The organism is Pseudoalteromonas sp. UBA2102 (assembly GCF_002331165.1).
Taxonomy (GTDB): Bacteria; Pseudomonadota; Gammaproteobacteria; order Enterobacterales; family Alteromonadaceae; genus Pseudoalteromonas; species Pseudoalteromonas atlantica.
The window spans coordinates 1-14,819 of record NZ_DCYU01000113.1 but is presented as its reverse complement, the minus strand read 5'-3'; the positions used below and the strand labels follow the sequence as shown (position 1 = coordinate 14,819).

Annotated in this window: 12 protein-coding genes; 5 read left to right on the top strand and 7 right to left on the bottom strand. The window is 41.4% G+C overall.

Annotated elements, in window-relative coordinates; translation table 11 throughout:
• Positions 1–150 precede the first annotated feature (150 nt).
• Positions 151–1,305, bottom strand: coding sequence for a PQQ-dependent sugar dehydrogenase (locus tag B2R65_RS15410; protein WP_286744151.1), 1,155 nt, complete (start codon positions 1,303–1,305; stop codon positions 151–153).
• Between the two features lie 347 nt (positions 1,306–1,652).
• Between B2R65_RS15410 and B2R65_RS15405 the strand changes: the two genes are divergently transcribed.
• The 3 genes from B2R65_RS15405 to B2R65_RS15395 all read left to right on the top strand — a co-directional run bounded on the left by B2R65_RS15405 (position 1,653) and on the right by B2R65_RS15395 (position 4,960).
• Positions 1,653–2,696 (top strand): flavin reductase family protein, encoded by a 1,044-nt coding sequence (locus B2R65_RS15405; protein WP_286744150.1) that lies wholly within the window; start codon positions 1,653–1,655, stop codon positions 2,694–2,696.
• On the top strand, positions 2,693–3,745 hold the full coding sequence (locus B2R65_RS15400; RefSeq protein WP_286744148.1) for a fatty acid desaturase family protein: 1,053 nt from the start codon (positions 2,693–2,695) through the stop codon (positions 3,743–3,745). The genes B2R65_RS15405 and B2R65_RS15400 overlap by 4 nt, the downstream gene beginning before the upstream one ends.
• A gap of 171 nt (positions 3,746–3,916) precedes the next feature.
• Positions 3,917–4,960, top strand: coding sequence for a branched-chain amino acid aminotransferase (locus tag B2R65_RS15395; RefSeq protein ID WP_083901793.1), 1,044 nt, complete (start codon positions 3,917–3,919; stop codon positions 4,958–4,960).
• 80 nt (positions 4,961–5,040) lie between these two features.
• Here B2R65_RS15395 and B2R65_RS15390 read toward each other — a convergent pair whose 3' ends face one another.
• The 3 genes from B2R65_RS15390 to B2R65_RS15380 all read right to left on the bottom strand — a co-directional run bounded on the left by B2R65_RS15390 (position 5,041) and on the right by B2R65_RS15380 (position 9,876).
• On the bottom strand, positions 5,041–7,608 hold the full coding sequence (locus B2R65_RS15390; RefSeq protein WP_286744146.1) for a TonB-dependent receptor plug domain-containing protein: 2,568 nt from the start codon (positions 7,606–7,608) through the stop codon (positions 5,041–5,043).
• A gap of 446 nt (positions 7,609–8,054) precedes the next feature.
• Positions 8,055–8,366 carry an Mpo1-like protein gene (locus tag B2R65_RS15385; protein ID WP_273604528.1) on the bottom strand — a complete coding sequence of 104 codons (312 nt, stop codon included), beginning with the start codon at positions 8,364–8,366 and terminating at the stop codon, positions 8,055–8,057.
• A 217-nt stretch (positions 8,367–8,583) separates the two neighbouring features.
• Complete coding sequence (locus B2R65_RS15380) at positions 8,584–9,876, bottom strand: anti-phage deoxyguanosine triphosphatase (protein WP_286744142.1); 1,293 nt, start codon at positions 9,874–9,876, stop codon at positions 8,584–8,586.
• Between the two features lie 265 nt (positions 9,877–10,141).
• On the opposite strand from B2R65_RS15380, the gene B2R65_RS15375 reads away from it, so the two are divergent.
• Together B2R65_RS15375 and B2R65_RS15370 are read left to right on the top strand one after the other, a co-directional pair.
• A complete protein-coding gene (locus tag B2R65_RS15375; RefSeq protein ID WP_256850276.1) occupies positions 10,142–10,951 on the top strand; it encodes a glucosaminidase domain-containing protein in 810 nt (269 codons plus the stop codon).
• Positions 10,944–11,609, top strand: a complete 666-nt coding sequence (locus B2R65_RS15370) for a DUF2987 domain-containing protein (protein ID WP_031289865.1) — start codon at positions 10,944–10,946, stop codon at positions 11,607–11,609. The genes B2R65_RS15375 and B2R65_RS15370 overlap by 8 nt, the downstream gene beginning before the upstream one ends.
• Before the next feature lie 54 nt (positions 11,610–11,663).
• On the opposite strand, the gene B2R65_RS15365 is transcribed toward B2R65_RS15370, so the two are convergent.
• From B2R65_RS15365 to B2R65_RS15355, 3 genes are all read right to left on the bottom strand, one after another.
• Positions 11,664–12,668 (bottom strand): LacI family DNA-binding transcriptional regulator, encoded by a 1,005-nt coding sequence (locus B2R65_RS15365; RefSeq protein ID WP_024033435.1) that lies wholly within the window; start codon positions 12,666–12,668, stop codon positions 11,664–11,666.
• Between the two features lie 63 nt (positions 12,669–12,731).
• Positions 12,732–14,060 carry a glycoside-pentoside-hexuronide (GPH):cation symporter gene (locus B2R65_RS15360; RefSeq protein ID WP_286744138.1) on the bottom strand — a complete coding sequence of 443 codons (1,329 nt, stop codon included), beginning with the start codon at positions 14,058–14,060 and terminating at the stop codon, positions 12,732–12,734.
• Between the two features lie 60 nt (positions 14,061–14,120).
• Positions 14,121–14,819 (bottom strand): family 1 glycosylhydrolase (locus B2R65_RS15355; protein WP_286744136.1); only part of this gene is annotated, 699 nt, incomplete at its 5' end.

The window sequence follows — 14,819 nt, the reverse complement described above, 5'->3', positions numbered from 1 at the left end:
TGCTGCAAATTCAACCATCAAAGATCAACACGCCCTAGCATTACCATACGCTACAAAGAGCTAAATAGTTCTTTTAGCCGGAGGGCGTTTACCTTGTTATATAAAAACAAGGTAAACGCATTATTTGCTATGCTGCGGTTACTAACGGTTTTATAGCTCAGGCTCAAGGCGTTTAATTCCTTGTCCGTCAATGCCTAAGTAAATATAGCCATCACTGCCTTGTGCTAAGCTGCGAACGCGGCCTATTCCTTCTAAAATTTTATATTGCTTTGAAACACCTTTGTTAGATATTTCCAGTGCACTTAAAAACGAAAACTTCATAGACGATAGCAAAAGCTTACCTTTTAATTGCGGGTACTTATCGCTGCTAACCAATAACATGTCAGAAGGGGCAATGGAGGGGGTCCAATGCAGTACGGGCGATTGCATGCCGTCTTTTTCTTGTATGTCGGTAAACGACGTACCGCTGTAATTAACTCCATAACTAACCACCGGCCAGCCATAATTAGCGCCCGCTTTAATTATGTTTAGCTCATCGCCGCCACGTGGGCCGTGTTCGTGAGACCATAAAATATTATTTTGGTTATCAAACCACATGCCTTGCGGGTTACGGTGTCCGTAAGACCAAATAGCGTGTTTAACGCTTTTTTGATTTACAAACGGGTTATCTTTAGGAATACGGCCATCATCGTGTAAGCGATAAATTTTACCACCATCACGGGTTAAGTCTTGTGGGTTTTTATCGCGCGAGCCGCGATCGCCAATCGAAAAGTAAACATACCCTTGGTTATCAAACACAATACGGCTTCCGTAGTGCTGGCCTTTTGTGCTGTTATGCTCACCTTTGTATAGTAATTGTGTGCTTAAAAGTTCAGTGCGATCGTCACTAAGCTTGGCGCGCATTAGGGCTGTATTACTGCCACTTTTAGCGCCGTGGGTACTTGAGTAAGTTATGTAAAGCCATTGGCTATCGTTTGCGTCGCTATGTAGGGCTAAATCTAGTAAACCGCCTTGCCCGTTGGCATCAATTTTTGGCAAACCCGAGAGCTTAGTTAAGTTAGCTGAGTTTTTAGGCAGTAAATAAAGTGTGCCGCTTCGCTCGGTTATAAGTAAATCACCATTACTTAACGGCTCAATAGCCCAGGGGATAGTTACCCCTTTAGTCACGCTGACGGCCTTTACATTGAGCGGTAATACATCAAGGGCTTTGTAATCTACAGCTGCCACCGGCGTTGAAACGAGTACAGCTATAAACGCCGTTGATAATGTTTTAGCAATCGTTTTTGTAGGTATAAACGCAGTCATATCCCTGTCCAATAAATAAGCAAGTAATACCTACATTAGCATGTTGCTGATGATTTTGCTAAATGTAGCGCTTTAATAAAAACTATATATATTTCAATCATAAAGAGTTTACCCGAAGTGCTGTATGGCTGGTTTTAATATTTTAAACAGCTATTTATTACACCTTAATTGAGGCTTTAGTACAGCGTTTTAAATTAGAGAGCTGCGTAAAAATTGCGCTAAAAAAACTGAATATTTACTCTAATACTATTGAAATTAATTTTTTTGGGCGTACACTTGTGCGCTGAAGTTTGAGCGTACACATGTAAGTTCAAATTCAATATTTAATATCCAAGAGATTAATAGTGATGATTACTAAAGTATTAGACCAATTTTCGAAGTGGTTTTTACACCATCAAAGCTTTGCAGGCTACATTGAGCCCATTATGCAAATGGTTAAGCCTGCGTGGCGTGCTGGTCTTTATAGAGCAAAAATAGAAGAGCTGACGCAGCACAATGGTGATTTTTTAAGTATTACCTTAAAGCCTACTCAGCACTGGCAGGCACACATTGCTGGCCAACATATTAGTTTAACGGTAGAAATAAACGGGCGTTTATTAACACGTGTGTTTACGGTTGCCTCAAGCCCTGAGCAATTTAAAAAAACGGGGTTGGTGCGTTTATTAATTAAAACTAATGAGCAAGGGCGTTTTACAAGCCTTTTAAGTAGTGCTTTACGAGTCGGTGAGTGGTGCAATATTTCAGCACCTAGTGGCGACTTTGTTTATAAAAACACCCAAAACAATGCAACGTTTATAGCGGGCGGCTCGGGTATTACACCTATGCTTGCCATGATTAGTGAGCATTTAAAACATACCACACAAAAAGTATCGCTGATATATTATGCCAAAGCTGCTGCACACCAATGTGTAGACGAGCTAAGCGCATTAGCAAACCAGTTTTCGCATTTTTCGTTTTTACTGCTCACACGCGAGCAATCAGATGATATTACTCGCCATGTAAATGTATGGGAAAACCCAGATATATACTGCTGTGGGCCTGCAAACTTTATGAAAATGGTGTGTGACTTTGCTAAAAAACACCATTTAAATTACTACCAAGAGGCATTTGGTTTAACGCTGCCAAGCCAAAATGACGACAGCCTGTTTAACGTACAGATTAATAGCAGCGCTCATGTCGTAAATGCTAATAACGCATTGTTAGCACAGTTTGAAGCAAAACAATTACCGGTTAAACGCGGGTGTGGCATTGGTATTTGCCACCAGTGCCAGTGCATTAAAAAGTCAGGCGTGGTGCGTAATTTAAAAACTGGTGAGTTGAGTGATAACGGCGAGCAGTTAATTCAACTGTGTGTAAGTCAACCTGTTAGCGACTTGGAGTTACAGCTATGAAAAACATAAACTTTGATCAGTTAGCCCACGATTTAGATAGCATAAAAATGGATACGCTAGGCAAAGTCGGGCAACAAGATGCAAACTACATTCGCTCGGTTGTTAAAAAGCAGCGGCTATGTGAGTGGAGTGGCCGTATTTTACTTATGCTGGGCTTTATTCAGCCACTTTTATGGGTTGCGGGTGTACTGTTATTAGCGCTGGCAAAAATTTTAGACAACATGGAAATTGGCCACAATGTTATGCACGGCCAATACGATTGGATGAACGACAAGCAGCTTAACTCGCAACACTACGAATGGGATATTGCTTGCGATGGTCAAAGTTGGCATCGCGTTCATAACTTTGAGCACCACACCTACACTAATATTATTGGTAAAGACAGAGACTTTGGTTATGGGTTATTACGTTTAAGCAATGATTTTAAATGGCGCTTAAAAAATGTGTGGCAGTTTATTACATATATAAATTTAAGTGTGCTGTTTCAGTGGGGTGTGTCGTATCACGAACTGGCAGCGGAACGTGTGTTTATAGGTAAAAAGAAAGAAAACCGCGAAGGGGGTGTATCGCATTCTACCCTAAAACAGCGCTTTTTTAGTAAAGGTGCGCGCCAATTAATAAAAGATTATGTGATATTTCCTTTATTGGCAGGCCCTTTGTTTTTATGGGTATTAGCAGGCAACTTACTGGCAAATTTAATCCGTAATTTATGGACCTCAACCATTATTTTTTGTGGCCACTTTACCGAGGACACCGAAACCTTTAAAGAAGAAGACTGCATAAACGAAACGCAAGGGCAGTGGTACTATCGCCAAGTTTTAGGCTCATCAAATATTAAAGGCCCGCACTGGTTTCATGTTTTAACTGGGCATTTAAGTTGCCAAATTGAGCATCACTTATTTCCTGATATGCCGTCCTCTCGCTATCAAGAAGTGGCCCCGCAAGTGCAAGCCGTTATGCAAAAACACGGTATTGATTATCATACAGGTGGTTTTTATAAACAGTACAGCTCGGTATTAAAACGTATTATTAGGTACTCGTTTAAATAAATTAGGTACTCGTTTAAATAAATAATGTGCCTTTAAAAAGCCGATTAATGAAGGTGCATTAATCGGCTTTTTTGTATGTGCTTAGCAATATGGCCAATTTATAAACAGCAGTTGCAAAAATTTCTTTTTGATAATTAAAAAAGCCTCAGTTTTGCTATGGTTAAATGATGCATGAATGTCATACAATGGAGAAAAATAGACCACACAAGAGAGATTAAAATGGCCGCATTCGGTACCGTGTTTATGCCGCAGATGATTCAAGCTCGTTTTTCTGATAACCAATGGAGCGAAAGCTCAATCGTCCCTTCCGATAAACTTGAACTTCATGCGGGCGCGCACGTCCTTCATTATTCAAGCACGTGTTTTGAAGGCTTAAAAGCTTTTCGCCACGAAGATGGCTCTATTTATATTTTTAGAATAGATGCAAACATTGCGCGTATGCAGCAAAGCTCTGCGTTATTAAGCTTACCAAGCTTTGACGGTCAAATGCTAAAAGACATGATTATCGAGATTGTTAAAGAGTATGCTGATGAAACGCCATTACCACCAGGCTCTATGTACATTCGCCCAACTCACATAGGAACAGAGGCTGCCATTGGTAAAGCGGCTGCACCGTCAATGAGCTCGTTGTTATATACACTTTTATCGCCAGTTGGCGATTACTTTACCGGCGGCGCTACTGCACTGCGTGTATTACTTGAAGAAGATGGCATGCGCTGTGCCCCGCACATGGGCATGGTAAAAAGTGGCGGTAACTACGCCAGTGCACTTGCACCAATTAGCGCAGCACGCGAAAAATACCAAGCCGATCAAATCTTGTTTTGCCCTGGCGGCGACGTACAAGAAACAGGTGCAGCTAACTTTATTCTTATTGATGGTAACGAAATTATTACCAAAGCGCTTGATAGCACGTTTTTACATGGCGTAACCCGTAATAGCATTTTAACCATTGCAAAAGACTTAGGCATGACAGTAAGCGAGCGTAACTTTAGCGTTACCGAGCTTTTAGAGCGTGCTGCAAAGCCAGGCACAGAAGCTGCGCTTTCAGGCACTGCTGCGGTGTTAACGCCGGTAGGCACGTTTATTCATAACGATAAAGAATACAAAGTAGGCAGTGGCGAGCCAGGTCCTACAACAGCGCGATTACGCCAAGCATTGAACGATATTCAATGGGGTAAAAGTGAAGACAAACACGGCTGGTTAACTAAAATCTAATTGATTTGAGCAGTTCGCAGTAAAAAGCCACCGACTAGGTGGCTTTTGTGTTTTTGAGTACTTTTTGAAATGTATAGCGCTTAAAACTTCATTTCTATTTTGCCATACACGTAACGGCCATTAAATCCGTAAGGCGAAAAGCTCGAATAAGCAAACAAGCGAGAAAAAGTAGAGACTTCTTCTACATTTTCGCGGGTAGGATCTGGGTATACATCAAAAATGTTATTGGCACCTAAACTAAGCGTTAGGTTATCGGTAGCGGCATAGGCTACATCTAAATCAGTGATCCACTTAGGCTTTAATACCTCGTTTAGCTCAGGCGTTGATGAAGGGTCTTGGGTTTCACCATAACGCGTAGTTCTAAGTGTGGTACGCAGCGCATCATGGGTCCATGTAGCACTTAAATTGTATTTATTGCGCGGGGTGCTTACTTCAAAGCGGCGCAGCTCTGTACCTGAGAACAAGTTGTCTTGATCAAACCCAGCACCTTGTAGTTCAGCGGGCGGGTCAATAATATCAGTGACTTCATTTTTGCCGTAGTTATAGCCTAAGTTAAAGGCAATATCGCCATAGCCATCGGTGATTAAGTTGTACGAGGCAACCACATCAACACCACGCGTTTTACTATCTATAGCGTTTAAGAAAAAGCGGCCTTGGTTAGCGCCCGTACCTGCTAGTAACTCTTCTATTGCTGCGCCCGATAAATTGTTAGATAAAACAATACGGTCATCAATTAGTATTTGATAGTAATCAACCGATAAGCTGAAATTAAAATCGGTAGACCAAGTAAAGCCAACCCCGTAGTTAGTGGCTTCTTCGGCATCAAGGCCCGGTGAGCCAAGCGCTTTGGCTACATCGCTGCTTGGTGCAAAGGTGCCGGTTTCGGTCGGAACGCTATCAACAAATACGGTAGCAACCGAAGTAAAATATTGCTGTTGTAATGAAGGTGCTCTAAATCCTGTTGAGGCTGAAGCGCGTATGGCTAAATCTTCGGTTAACGAATAGCGCGTTGCAATTTTGCCGTTAAGTGTATCGCCAAAATCTGAGTAATCCTCATAACGGGCTGCCACAGCTATATTCCAATCATCTGTCAGGTAGGTTTCTAAGTCTATGTAAAAGCTTACATTATGGCGGCTGTTGTCACCTTCTGATTCGGGGGTAAAGCCTGGAAATACTTGCGCACCTGCTGCACCAAATGGGCCATCTTCGCCTGTGACTACGCCACCTGGGCCAAATGAGCCTTGTGCGTATGAGGCTTCTTCGCCAGCTTCTATTTGATAGCCTTCTGTGCGGTACTCAGCCCCAATGGCAACACTTACCGCGCTTTCTAAAAAGCTGACATCCACTTCGCGGCTTAAATCAACATTTAAAGTAAGTTGATCGTATGTCAGCGTACCTGCATCAAAGCGTGTTTGGCTTGTTGGGCCGTATGAGGTATTTAAACTATTGGTTACACCAAATTCAAATGCATCTTCACCATACACAGCCGATACATCGTAGTTCCAATCACTTATAAAGCCTTTAACACCTAACGCGAGTGAGTAGTCGTTTATATCTGAGGTGATCACAGGTAAAAAACCGTCGGGGTATATTTCTTCTATATTACGGCTATCGCTTGCGCGTCTATAAAAACCAGCGCCTTCACCTTCACGTTTGCTGTAAGAGCCAAACGAATATAAATCGATATCGTTTGTTAATTGATAACCTGCATTATAAAAAACCGATAGGTCTTCTACATCCCCATTACCAAAGTTATGGTTATAACGGTTAACTGTAAACTCGCGGGGGTCGAGCGAGCCATCTTCTAATCGGTCGTAGTTTTCGCGTTGATCGTAATCGGCACGGTTAGTTGAGTGGCGGTCGCGGTATTCAGTCGAAATGTTTAAAAAGCCATTATCACCAAGCTCTAAACCAATATTACCTTGCAAAGTGAGCGTTTGCCCATCGGTTAAAGAGCGATCGCCGCCTTCGGTAAATGCTAGGTTGCCATCGCTACCCTCAGATACCGATTCAAGCTGAGGCACACCATCCATCTCGGTGATATTAGCCCCATAAATAGCAGCAAGGGAGCCGCCGCTGCTTGCGCTTTTAAGTACAATATTAATCACACCCGCTATAGCATCAGAGCCGTATTGCGCCGCAGCGCCATCACGTAAAACTTCAATGCGTTCAATAGCATTAGCTGGTATTGCATTTAAATCTACAGAAGATGAGCCACGGCCCGTTGAACCATTTAAATTAAGCAGTGCGCTACTATGACGACGCTTCCCATTAACCAGCACTAAGGTATGATCGGGTGCTAAACCACGTAGTTGTGCAGGGCGTACATGGTCGCTGCCATCGGTAAGCGATGCCTGTGGAAAGTTAAAACTTGGTAACAAATTGCTCAGTAGCGCGTTTGTTTCAGTAAGGCCTGAACTGGTAAGCGCCTCAGCGCCAATAATATCAATAGGTACGGCGCTGTCTTCAACTGTGCGCCCTAAACGGCGTGAGCCTATAACGCTAATTTGCTCTATATCTTCTTGTGCTTGAGGTGTTTGCTGTGCCGCGTGTGCACTAAACGCACCAAATAGCGAAAGCGATGCACCCACAGCCACTGCTGTACTCACTTTTAAGTTATTTAACCTAAACGGTAGGCTTTTATTCATGTTGTTAATCCTCATCTGATCACCCATTGATTTAAAAATTTTTGTTTTTACAGCCGCTACTTTTTAATGGAGCTGCTTTGAGAACATAAACCGCATTAACAAAATGAGTCAATTGAATAACATTCAATTAAAATTAAAGGATATATAGTTACAAGGTTTAATTAATAAAACTAAATGAGGTAAAAGCTATAAATAGGCTAGGTTTTGTAAGTAACTGATGGAGCTTAAAATAATTGGCAATAATGAGGTTTACTTTTAGTTAACAGGTAAGAGCAGTGTGTACGCCTTTAATAACGGCTGTTACTCAGTGTTTTTTTAAATTAAGTGTATAACCCACCTTTTATATGTTAAATAAATTAACATATAAAGAGCAGATTATTTAAGCTGGAATTTGTATAGCGTTTAAAAAGGTTGCGAGTGATTTTTATAATAAAATAATATAAAAATTAAAATTTTATTTTACCGGTAAGTATATCTTTAAACATGACCCAATCTCCCCATAAGCTATAAAGGGGGTGCTTAAAAGTGGCGGGGCGGTTTTTTTCAAAAAAGAAATGCCCAATCCAAGCAAATCCGTAGCCAATAATCGGTAATAACCACAGCAAGCTATATTGCTGCTTGATTAATGCAATAAAGATGACAGCAAGTACCAGCGTGCTGCCAATAAAGTGAAGTCTTCTGCAGGTTACATTGCGGTGCTCTTTTAAGTAATACGGGTAAAACGCTTTAAAGGAGTTAAAAGTGTGTGGTGTGTTCATAGTCAATGCTCTTATTTTTATAGTTTATTAAATATACAAGGACCTGCTAGATTTTGCAGGAAAAATTTTTGCAAACAAGAGGTTATTTAACTGCGGCGCAAGGTTTGTAACCGAGTGGACTCGATAACGGCTTTTGCTCACGCCTATTTATTTGCAATAACCCCTTACACAGGCTCTTCCTTTAACCAAACGCTTAGCAGGATGTGCTCTTGGCTTTTTATTGTACTGGTGAGAATAAACGCTGATAGGTTTTATAGGCGTACTCATCGCTCATGCCGCTTAGGTAGTCGCATATTATGCGCATCCCTTGGTTTTGTTTTTCAGCGTCTAGATAAAGCGCTTGCGTTGTTTCGGGTAATAAACGCAGAGGGTCACTGGCAAAAGCGGTAAATAATTCAATCAGTAAGTTTTGACCTTTAAACTCTATTTGCTGCATTTCAGGGTCGCGTATTAAGCGATTAAATACAAAATGCTTGAGTATTTGTAAAACGTGCTCGTACTGTGGGTCTAGCTTTGCAGTGTACTTTAAAATAGGGCACTCAAAATCACCATGCTGAACATCTAAATGAATATGAATAATAAACATATTTACCAGCTCGCCAATGGCGTCTTTACGCTCAAAATCGTTTTTTGAAAATAAGCGTTGGGTAAGCGAGTCTAATTTAGTGTTTAACCAATCGTAATTAAGCGCGTTTAAGTGGGGTAATGCGTGTGTTTGCCAATCATCTAGTGTGAGCACTTTAGTGGCTATGGCATCTTCTAGGTCGTGCACTGCATATGCTATGTCATCGGCATGTTCCATTATGGCGCTATCTAACGATTTATAACGGGTTTTTGCACGGTACTGATCTATTGGTGCATGGCTAGTTAATAGCGCTTTGTCGTTGTCGCTTAAAGGGGCAATGATCCATTTAAATATTTGTGCATCGTCTTTGTATAAGCCTTTAGCGGGGCGCCAATCATCTGCTTTTATAAATGAGCGTGTGTTATTTACCTTCGGAATGGTGTGCCATAAATCGTCTATAAATGCGGGATATTTAATAAAGCCAAGCAACGTGCGGCGCGTTAGGTTCATGCCGTGGCCGTTAGAGTAAGGCTCAAGTTTAGCGACTATACGCAATGTTTGTGCGTTGCCTTCAAATCCACCGTGCTCACGCATCATATAATTTAAGGCAATTTCGCCGCCATGGCCAAACGGGGGATGGCCTATATCGTGGGCTAAACATAAGGTTTCTAATAAACCGGTAGAGGGGAAGTGTTCAAAATCGCTGTGCTGTGCTTTTAAATGCCGTAATATGCCGGTACCAATTTGCGATACCTCCAAAGAATGCGTTAAGCGTGTGCGATAAAAGTCGTTTAAGCCTATCCCCATAATTTGGGTTTTTGCTTGTAAGCGCCTAAAAGCTGCGGCATGAATTATACGAGAGCGGTCTACCTGCCAGGGGGAGCGATTATCGTTAGGACGATTTTTATACTGTTCTATTATTCGGCTTTGCCATTGCTTATCCATACTGCTTACTCACAAAACATTGTTATACACGGTATAAGCTCAGTATACCCATGCCCTAATAAATTGCGAATGAACAAGTACATAACCTGAGCTGGTGGATAATATATTTATCGCAAGCAGCCACTTTAGCATTTTTTAGCAAAGCGCGGCCCTTAAAGGGTTACACACAGGGAGTTATTCGCGTTTATATAGTGGCTTAGGTATAATGGGGTTTCGTATGTGTGTGTATTACCCATGCATAATTGTTGTTTGAAAGAGAGACTACATGCTAAAAACCATTTTAAAGCTGTTACTAAGCGTATTTTTTTTATGGGCGCTTGCATATCCGTTTATGCAAAGTAATGAGCAAGAGGTTGAAGAACAAACCACAGGTGAACAACCTAAAACAGTAAAGAAAAAAGAAAAACCCCTGCACAATGTTACCTTACCTAAATTTTCTGAATTTGCTGATGTAAAAGAGAAAAAACAGGCATTTTTTGATTTTATTCGCCCACATGTTGAGGCTGAAAATAAAAAAATATTACAGCAACGCGCTAAGTTAGAAATTGCGCGTATGATGCTTGAATACAACGAACCGCTCGAGAAAAAACAACAGCGCGACATCGTTAATATTTTAAAAGCCTATGGCTTACCTGAAACAGTAAACACTCTAATTTTAAGCCAAGCGCTGCGCCGTGTTGATATTATTCCTAAAGAGCTTGCGCTAATGCAAGCGGCGAATGAGTCGGCGTGGGGTACATCGCGCTTTGCACGCATAGGGCTTAACTTTTTTGGCCAATGGTGTTATTCAAAAGGGTGCGGTATGGTGCCAAGACGCCGCAATAGTGGAGCGGCGCACGAAGTTGCTGCATTTAAGTCGGTACGCGCAGCAGTAAGCTCGTATTTTAGAAATATAAACACGCATAATGCCTACAAAGATTTACGCCTGATACGCGAAGATTTACGACAACAGCAAAAGCCCATTGCAGCAACGGCACTAACGCATGGTTTAATGTCGTACTCAGAGCGCGGCGAGGCCTACATAGAAGAGCTAAACACCATGATTAACCAAAACAGAGCTTACTTTGATGAATAAAAAACGACTCATAAATATTAACGCCATACTCATTTTATTAAGTTTGGCGGCAAGTACCGTCAATGCCAAAGAGTTTGTTATGTCGTACGATGGCTTTTACGATAGATTAAAAGTGGTTAACAAGGGCGACTTTCAGTATGCACGGGTTAACTTTTACATTAGCGATATTGCCACAAACGAGGCATGTGCTATTAAAAGCGGCACAATTTTAACTGAAAATAACGAATACCCGCTCAACTTTACCGATAAAGCACAGTTACTTTTACCGTTTGATAAGCAGCTCGATACGGATAAAGCCGTTATTGTTGTAGAGCCACAAAACCCTGATCACGATTGTCAGTTAAAACTGCAAATTGAGGCCAGCGAATTTGAAGGGCTTAGCTTAACTAAAGATTCGTTGTACACAATTAATAACGAGTTAGATGAACTTTTAACCGATTTATCGGGCTTTTTTGTTAGTAAGCTTATGTGGTTTTTATTGCCTGAGCAAAAAGGCGTTGCTGTAACATTTAAAGAGCCTGTGACCTTTAATAACCCACATATACAGTGCGAAAAATCAATCTGCTACTTTGCAGTACAGGATAACTGGGAAGATGATGTAAATCTGCTTGGTGATATAGAAAACGTAGTTAAAGTAACCCCGTGGATAGCAAAATAAGTTACTGGGGTTTAATAAAAAACGGCGCTTAATATAGCGCCGTTTTTTTATGCGTTATTTTGGCAGTGTTTGGGTTGAATCACGTTTTATAAGGGTGGGTTCAAACACGCGGTTTATGTGTAAGTTTTTATACTGATACACATCTTGTAGCACCATTTTTGCAGCCATTTCACCCATTTCTTCTACTGGGTTATCTATGGTGGTAAGTGTAGGGTAGAGGTAATTGGCAAATATAACGTTATCAAAGCCAATAACAGACAAATCGTTTGGTAAATTAAAGCCATGCTCTCGGGCGTATTTCATAGCACCTGATGCCATTTCATCGTTGGCACACACTAAAGCACTAAACGGAATACGTGTATTGAGAAGTTTTTCAAGGCCTTTGCTGCCGCCAATTTCGTTAAAATCACCTTCGTAAAACAGCGCCTCATTAAAGGGGATGTTTTTTTCGTGCAACGCTTTTTTATGTCCTTTTAAACGGTTTCTGGCATCGGCTTTAACTTGCGGCCCCGCGATATAAGCTATATTTGTGTGGCCTTGTTCAACAATAGATTTACTGGCTAAGTAGCCGCCGAGTTCGTTATCTAGGCTAATGCAGTTACTTTCAAGTGAATGTACGTATCGGTTAATAAGGTAAATAGGGGTTTTACCTTTACTTAGCTCAATTAGGTAGTCATCACTGACTGACTCTACATGTAAAATTAGCGCATCGCATTTGCGGCTAATTAAAAATTCAATGCCGTCTTTTTCTTTATCGTCTTCACTGTGACCGGTGGTAATAATAACGTGCTTACCCGCAGCGCGCAGGGCTGACTCGATGCCCGCCATCATTTGAGCAAAGAAAGGACCATGAAGCTCTGAGACCAAAATACCCACGCTGTTGGTTCTGTTAGAGGCAAGCGATTGCGCAATAGAGTTGGGCTTATAGCCCAGCTGCTGCATTGCATCGAGTACTTTTTTAGTGGTTTTTTCACTTACGCGGGTGTTTTTATTCATTACCCGTGACACTGTAGCTAACGATACGCCAGCAAGCTCCGACACTTCATAAATTGTGGCCATGTTATTGTTAACTCACTTATATCCTTTATTTTGGCGGGCAAATAATACCGTACCCACCAAATGTTAACTAGCACTAGTTTTTAGCGATGCCTGTATAGAGGCTAACTGTGCGTTATTGAGCGTGTATTTACGCATAATAAATGCAACAAACAAAGAACCAAACGCCGGTATAATAGTAAACGATAATAAAATACCCTGTTGCGTATCAAGGCTCTGCATTGTTTGCGCTTGGTAATTATAAAAAGAGAGAAGCCAGCCTGCAATTGCACCGCCTAACGCCACACCCATTTTTATAAAAAATATAACGCCCGAATATACTAGGCCAGTAATTCTTACCCCAGTTTTGTGGTGCCCGTAGTCTATGGTGTCGGCCATTTTTGCCCACAGTAGCGGGGTGGCCATATCTAAAAAAAACTTCCACAAAATAAAGGCGGCAAATGCCAAGGTAATATTATCAGGGGAGATAAAATAGCTCGCAATACATATGCCCGCAGCGATTAACTGCAAACTAATATAGGCTTTTATTTTACAAAATCGCTTAGCCAACGGCTGAGCACACGCACACCCAACCATACTGGCAACCACTCCTAGGGTCATAAAGGAGGTAATTAAATTTTCTTGCCCTAAATAGTATTTAACGTAATAAACACCTAAGGTTAAACGTAATACTTGGCCAGTGAGTAAAAATAGCGCGGCAGCGCACAGGACTCGCCATTGATCGTTTTTAATCAAGGTGTTTAAACTTTTAAACAACGACAGGTTTTGCTCAGGCGGTTGCTCTACGCGCTCTTTGGTACCAAAAAAACACAGTAAAAATAACACTAAGCCAAGCAAGCTCATTGCTGTCATGGTGTATTGGTAGCCTTTGGCATTATCGCCTTGGCCAAAGTATTCAACCATTGGCATTGTACAGCCCGCAACAATAACGCCGCCTAACATACCAAACACAAAACGATACGATTGCACGCTAACACGCTCTTTTACATCGTTAGTGAGCACGCCACCTAATGCGCAATAAGGAATATTTATGGCGGTATACGCCACCATAAGCAAGGTGTAGGTAGTAAAGGCGTAAATAATTTTATCAGTGCCTTCAAGCTCTGGCGTGGTAAAAGCTAAAATACTAATAAGCGCAAAGGGCAGGGCAAGCCACAATAAATAGGGCCTAAAATGGCCAAAGCGCGACTGGGTTTTATCGGCTAAGTTGCCCATCACTGGGTCGGTGATGGCATCAAACAATCTAACCACTAAAAACATGGAGCCTACCACCGCAGGAGAAAGCCCTACTACATCTGTGTAGTAAAGCATTAAAAACATCATAACTGTTTGAAAAATAATATTACTTGCCGTATCGCCAAGGCCATAGGCTATTTTTTCTTTTACACTTATCATGATGTTAGGTTCTCGCTTTTTGATTTTTATTTATGCGATTAATCGAATAGCTTTTATTGGCTATTTGCGGCTTTGTATCAAGCTTTTATAAGCTTGGCCACTGGCTTTTATAGTACGTTGCTGAGTTTTATAATCAACGTAAACAATACCAAAGCGTTTTAAATAGCCCTCAGCCCATTCAAAATTATCCATTAAGCTCCACGCAAAGTAACCAATAATATTAACCCCTTGGGCTGTGGCATCGTGAACGGCATTTAAGTGGCTATGATAATAGTTTACGCGATCTACATCGTTTACCTCGCCATTTTTTATGGTGTCGGGCATAGCCGCGCCGTTCTCGGTTATATAAATAGGCGGTAAGGTGTAGGTGTTGTTAAGCGTTACAAGTAAATCGCTAAACGACTGCGGGTAAATTTCCCAGCCCATGTCGGTTAAAGGGCCTTGTGGAGCAAGTGGCTCGTATATATCGCTAGGGTGCGCTTTGTATACTTGGCGCGTATAAAAATTAATGCCTAAGTAATCAATAGATTGTGAAATTATGTCCATATCGCCTGGGTGGATTTCAGGCTGCTGATTGCTAGGAAGCTGTTTTATAATTTCTGGGTATTGGCCATCCATTATTGGTTTCATATACCATTGATTTAAATAATCATCGGCGTAACGAGCTGCGTTTATATCCTCTGCTGACTGCGTTAAGGGGTAGCAAGGTGTAAAATTAAGCACAATACCATTTTGAGTATTAGGCGAGGTTTGCTTTAA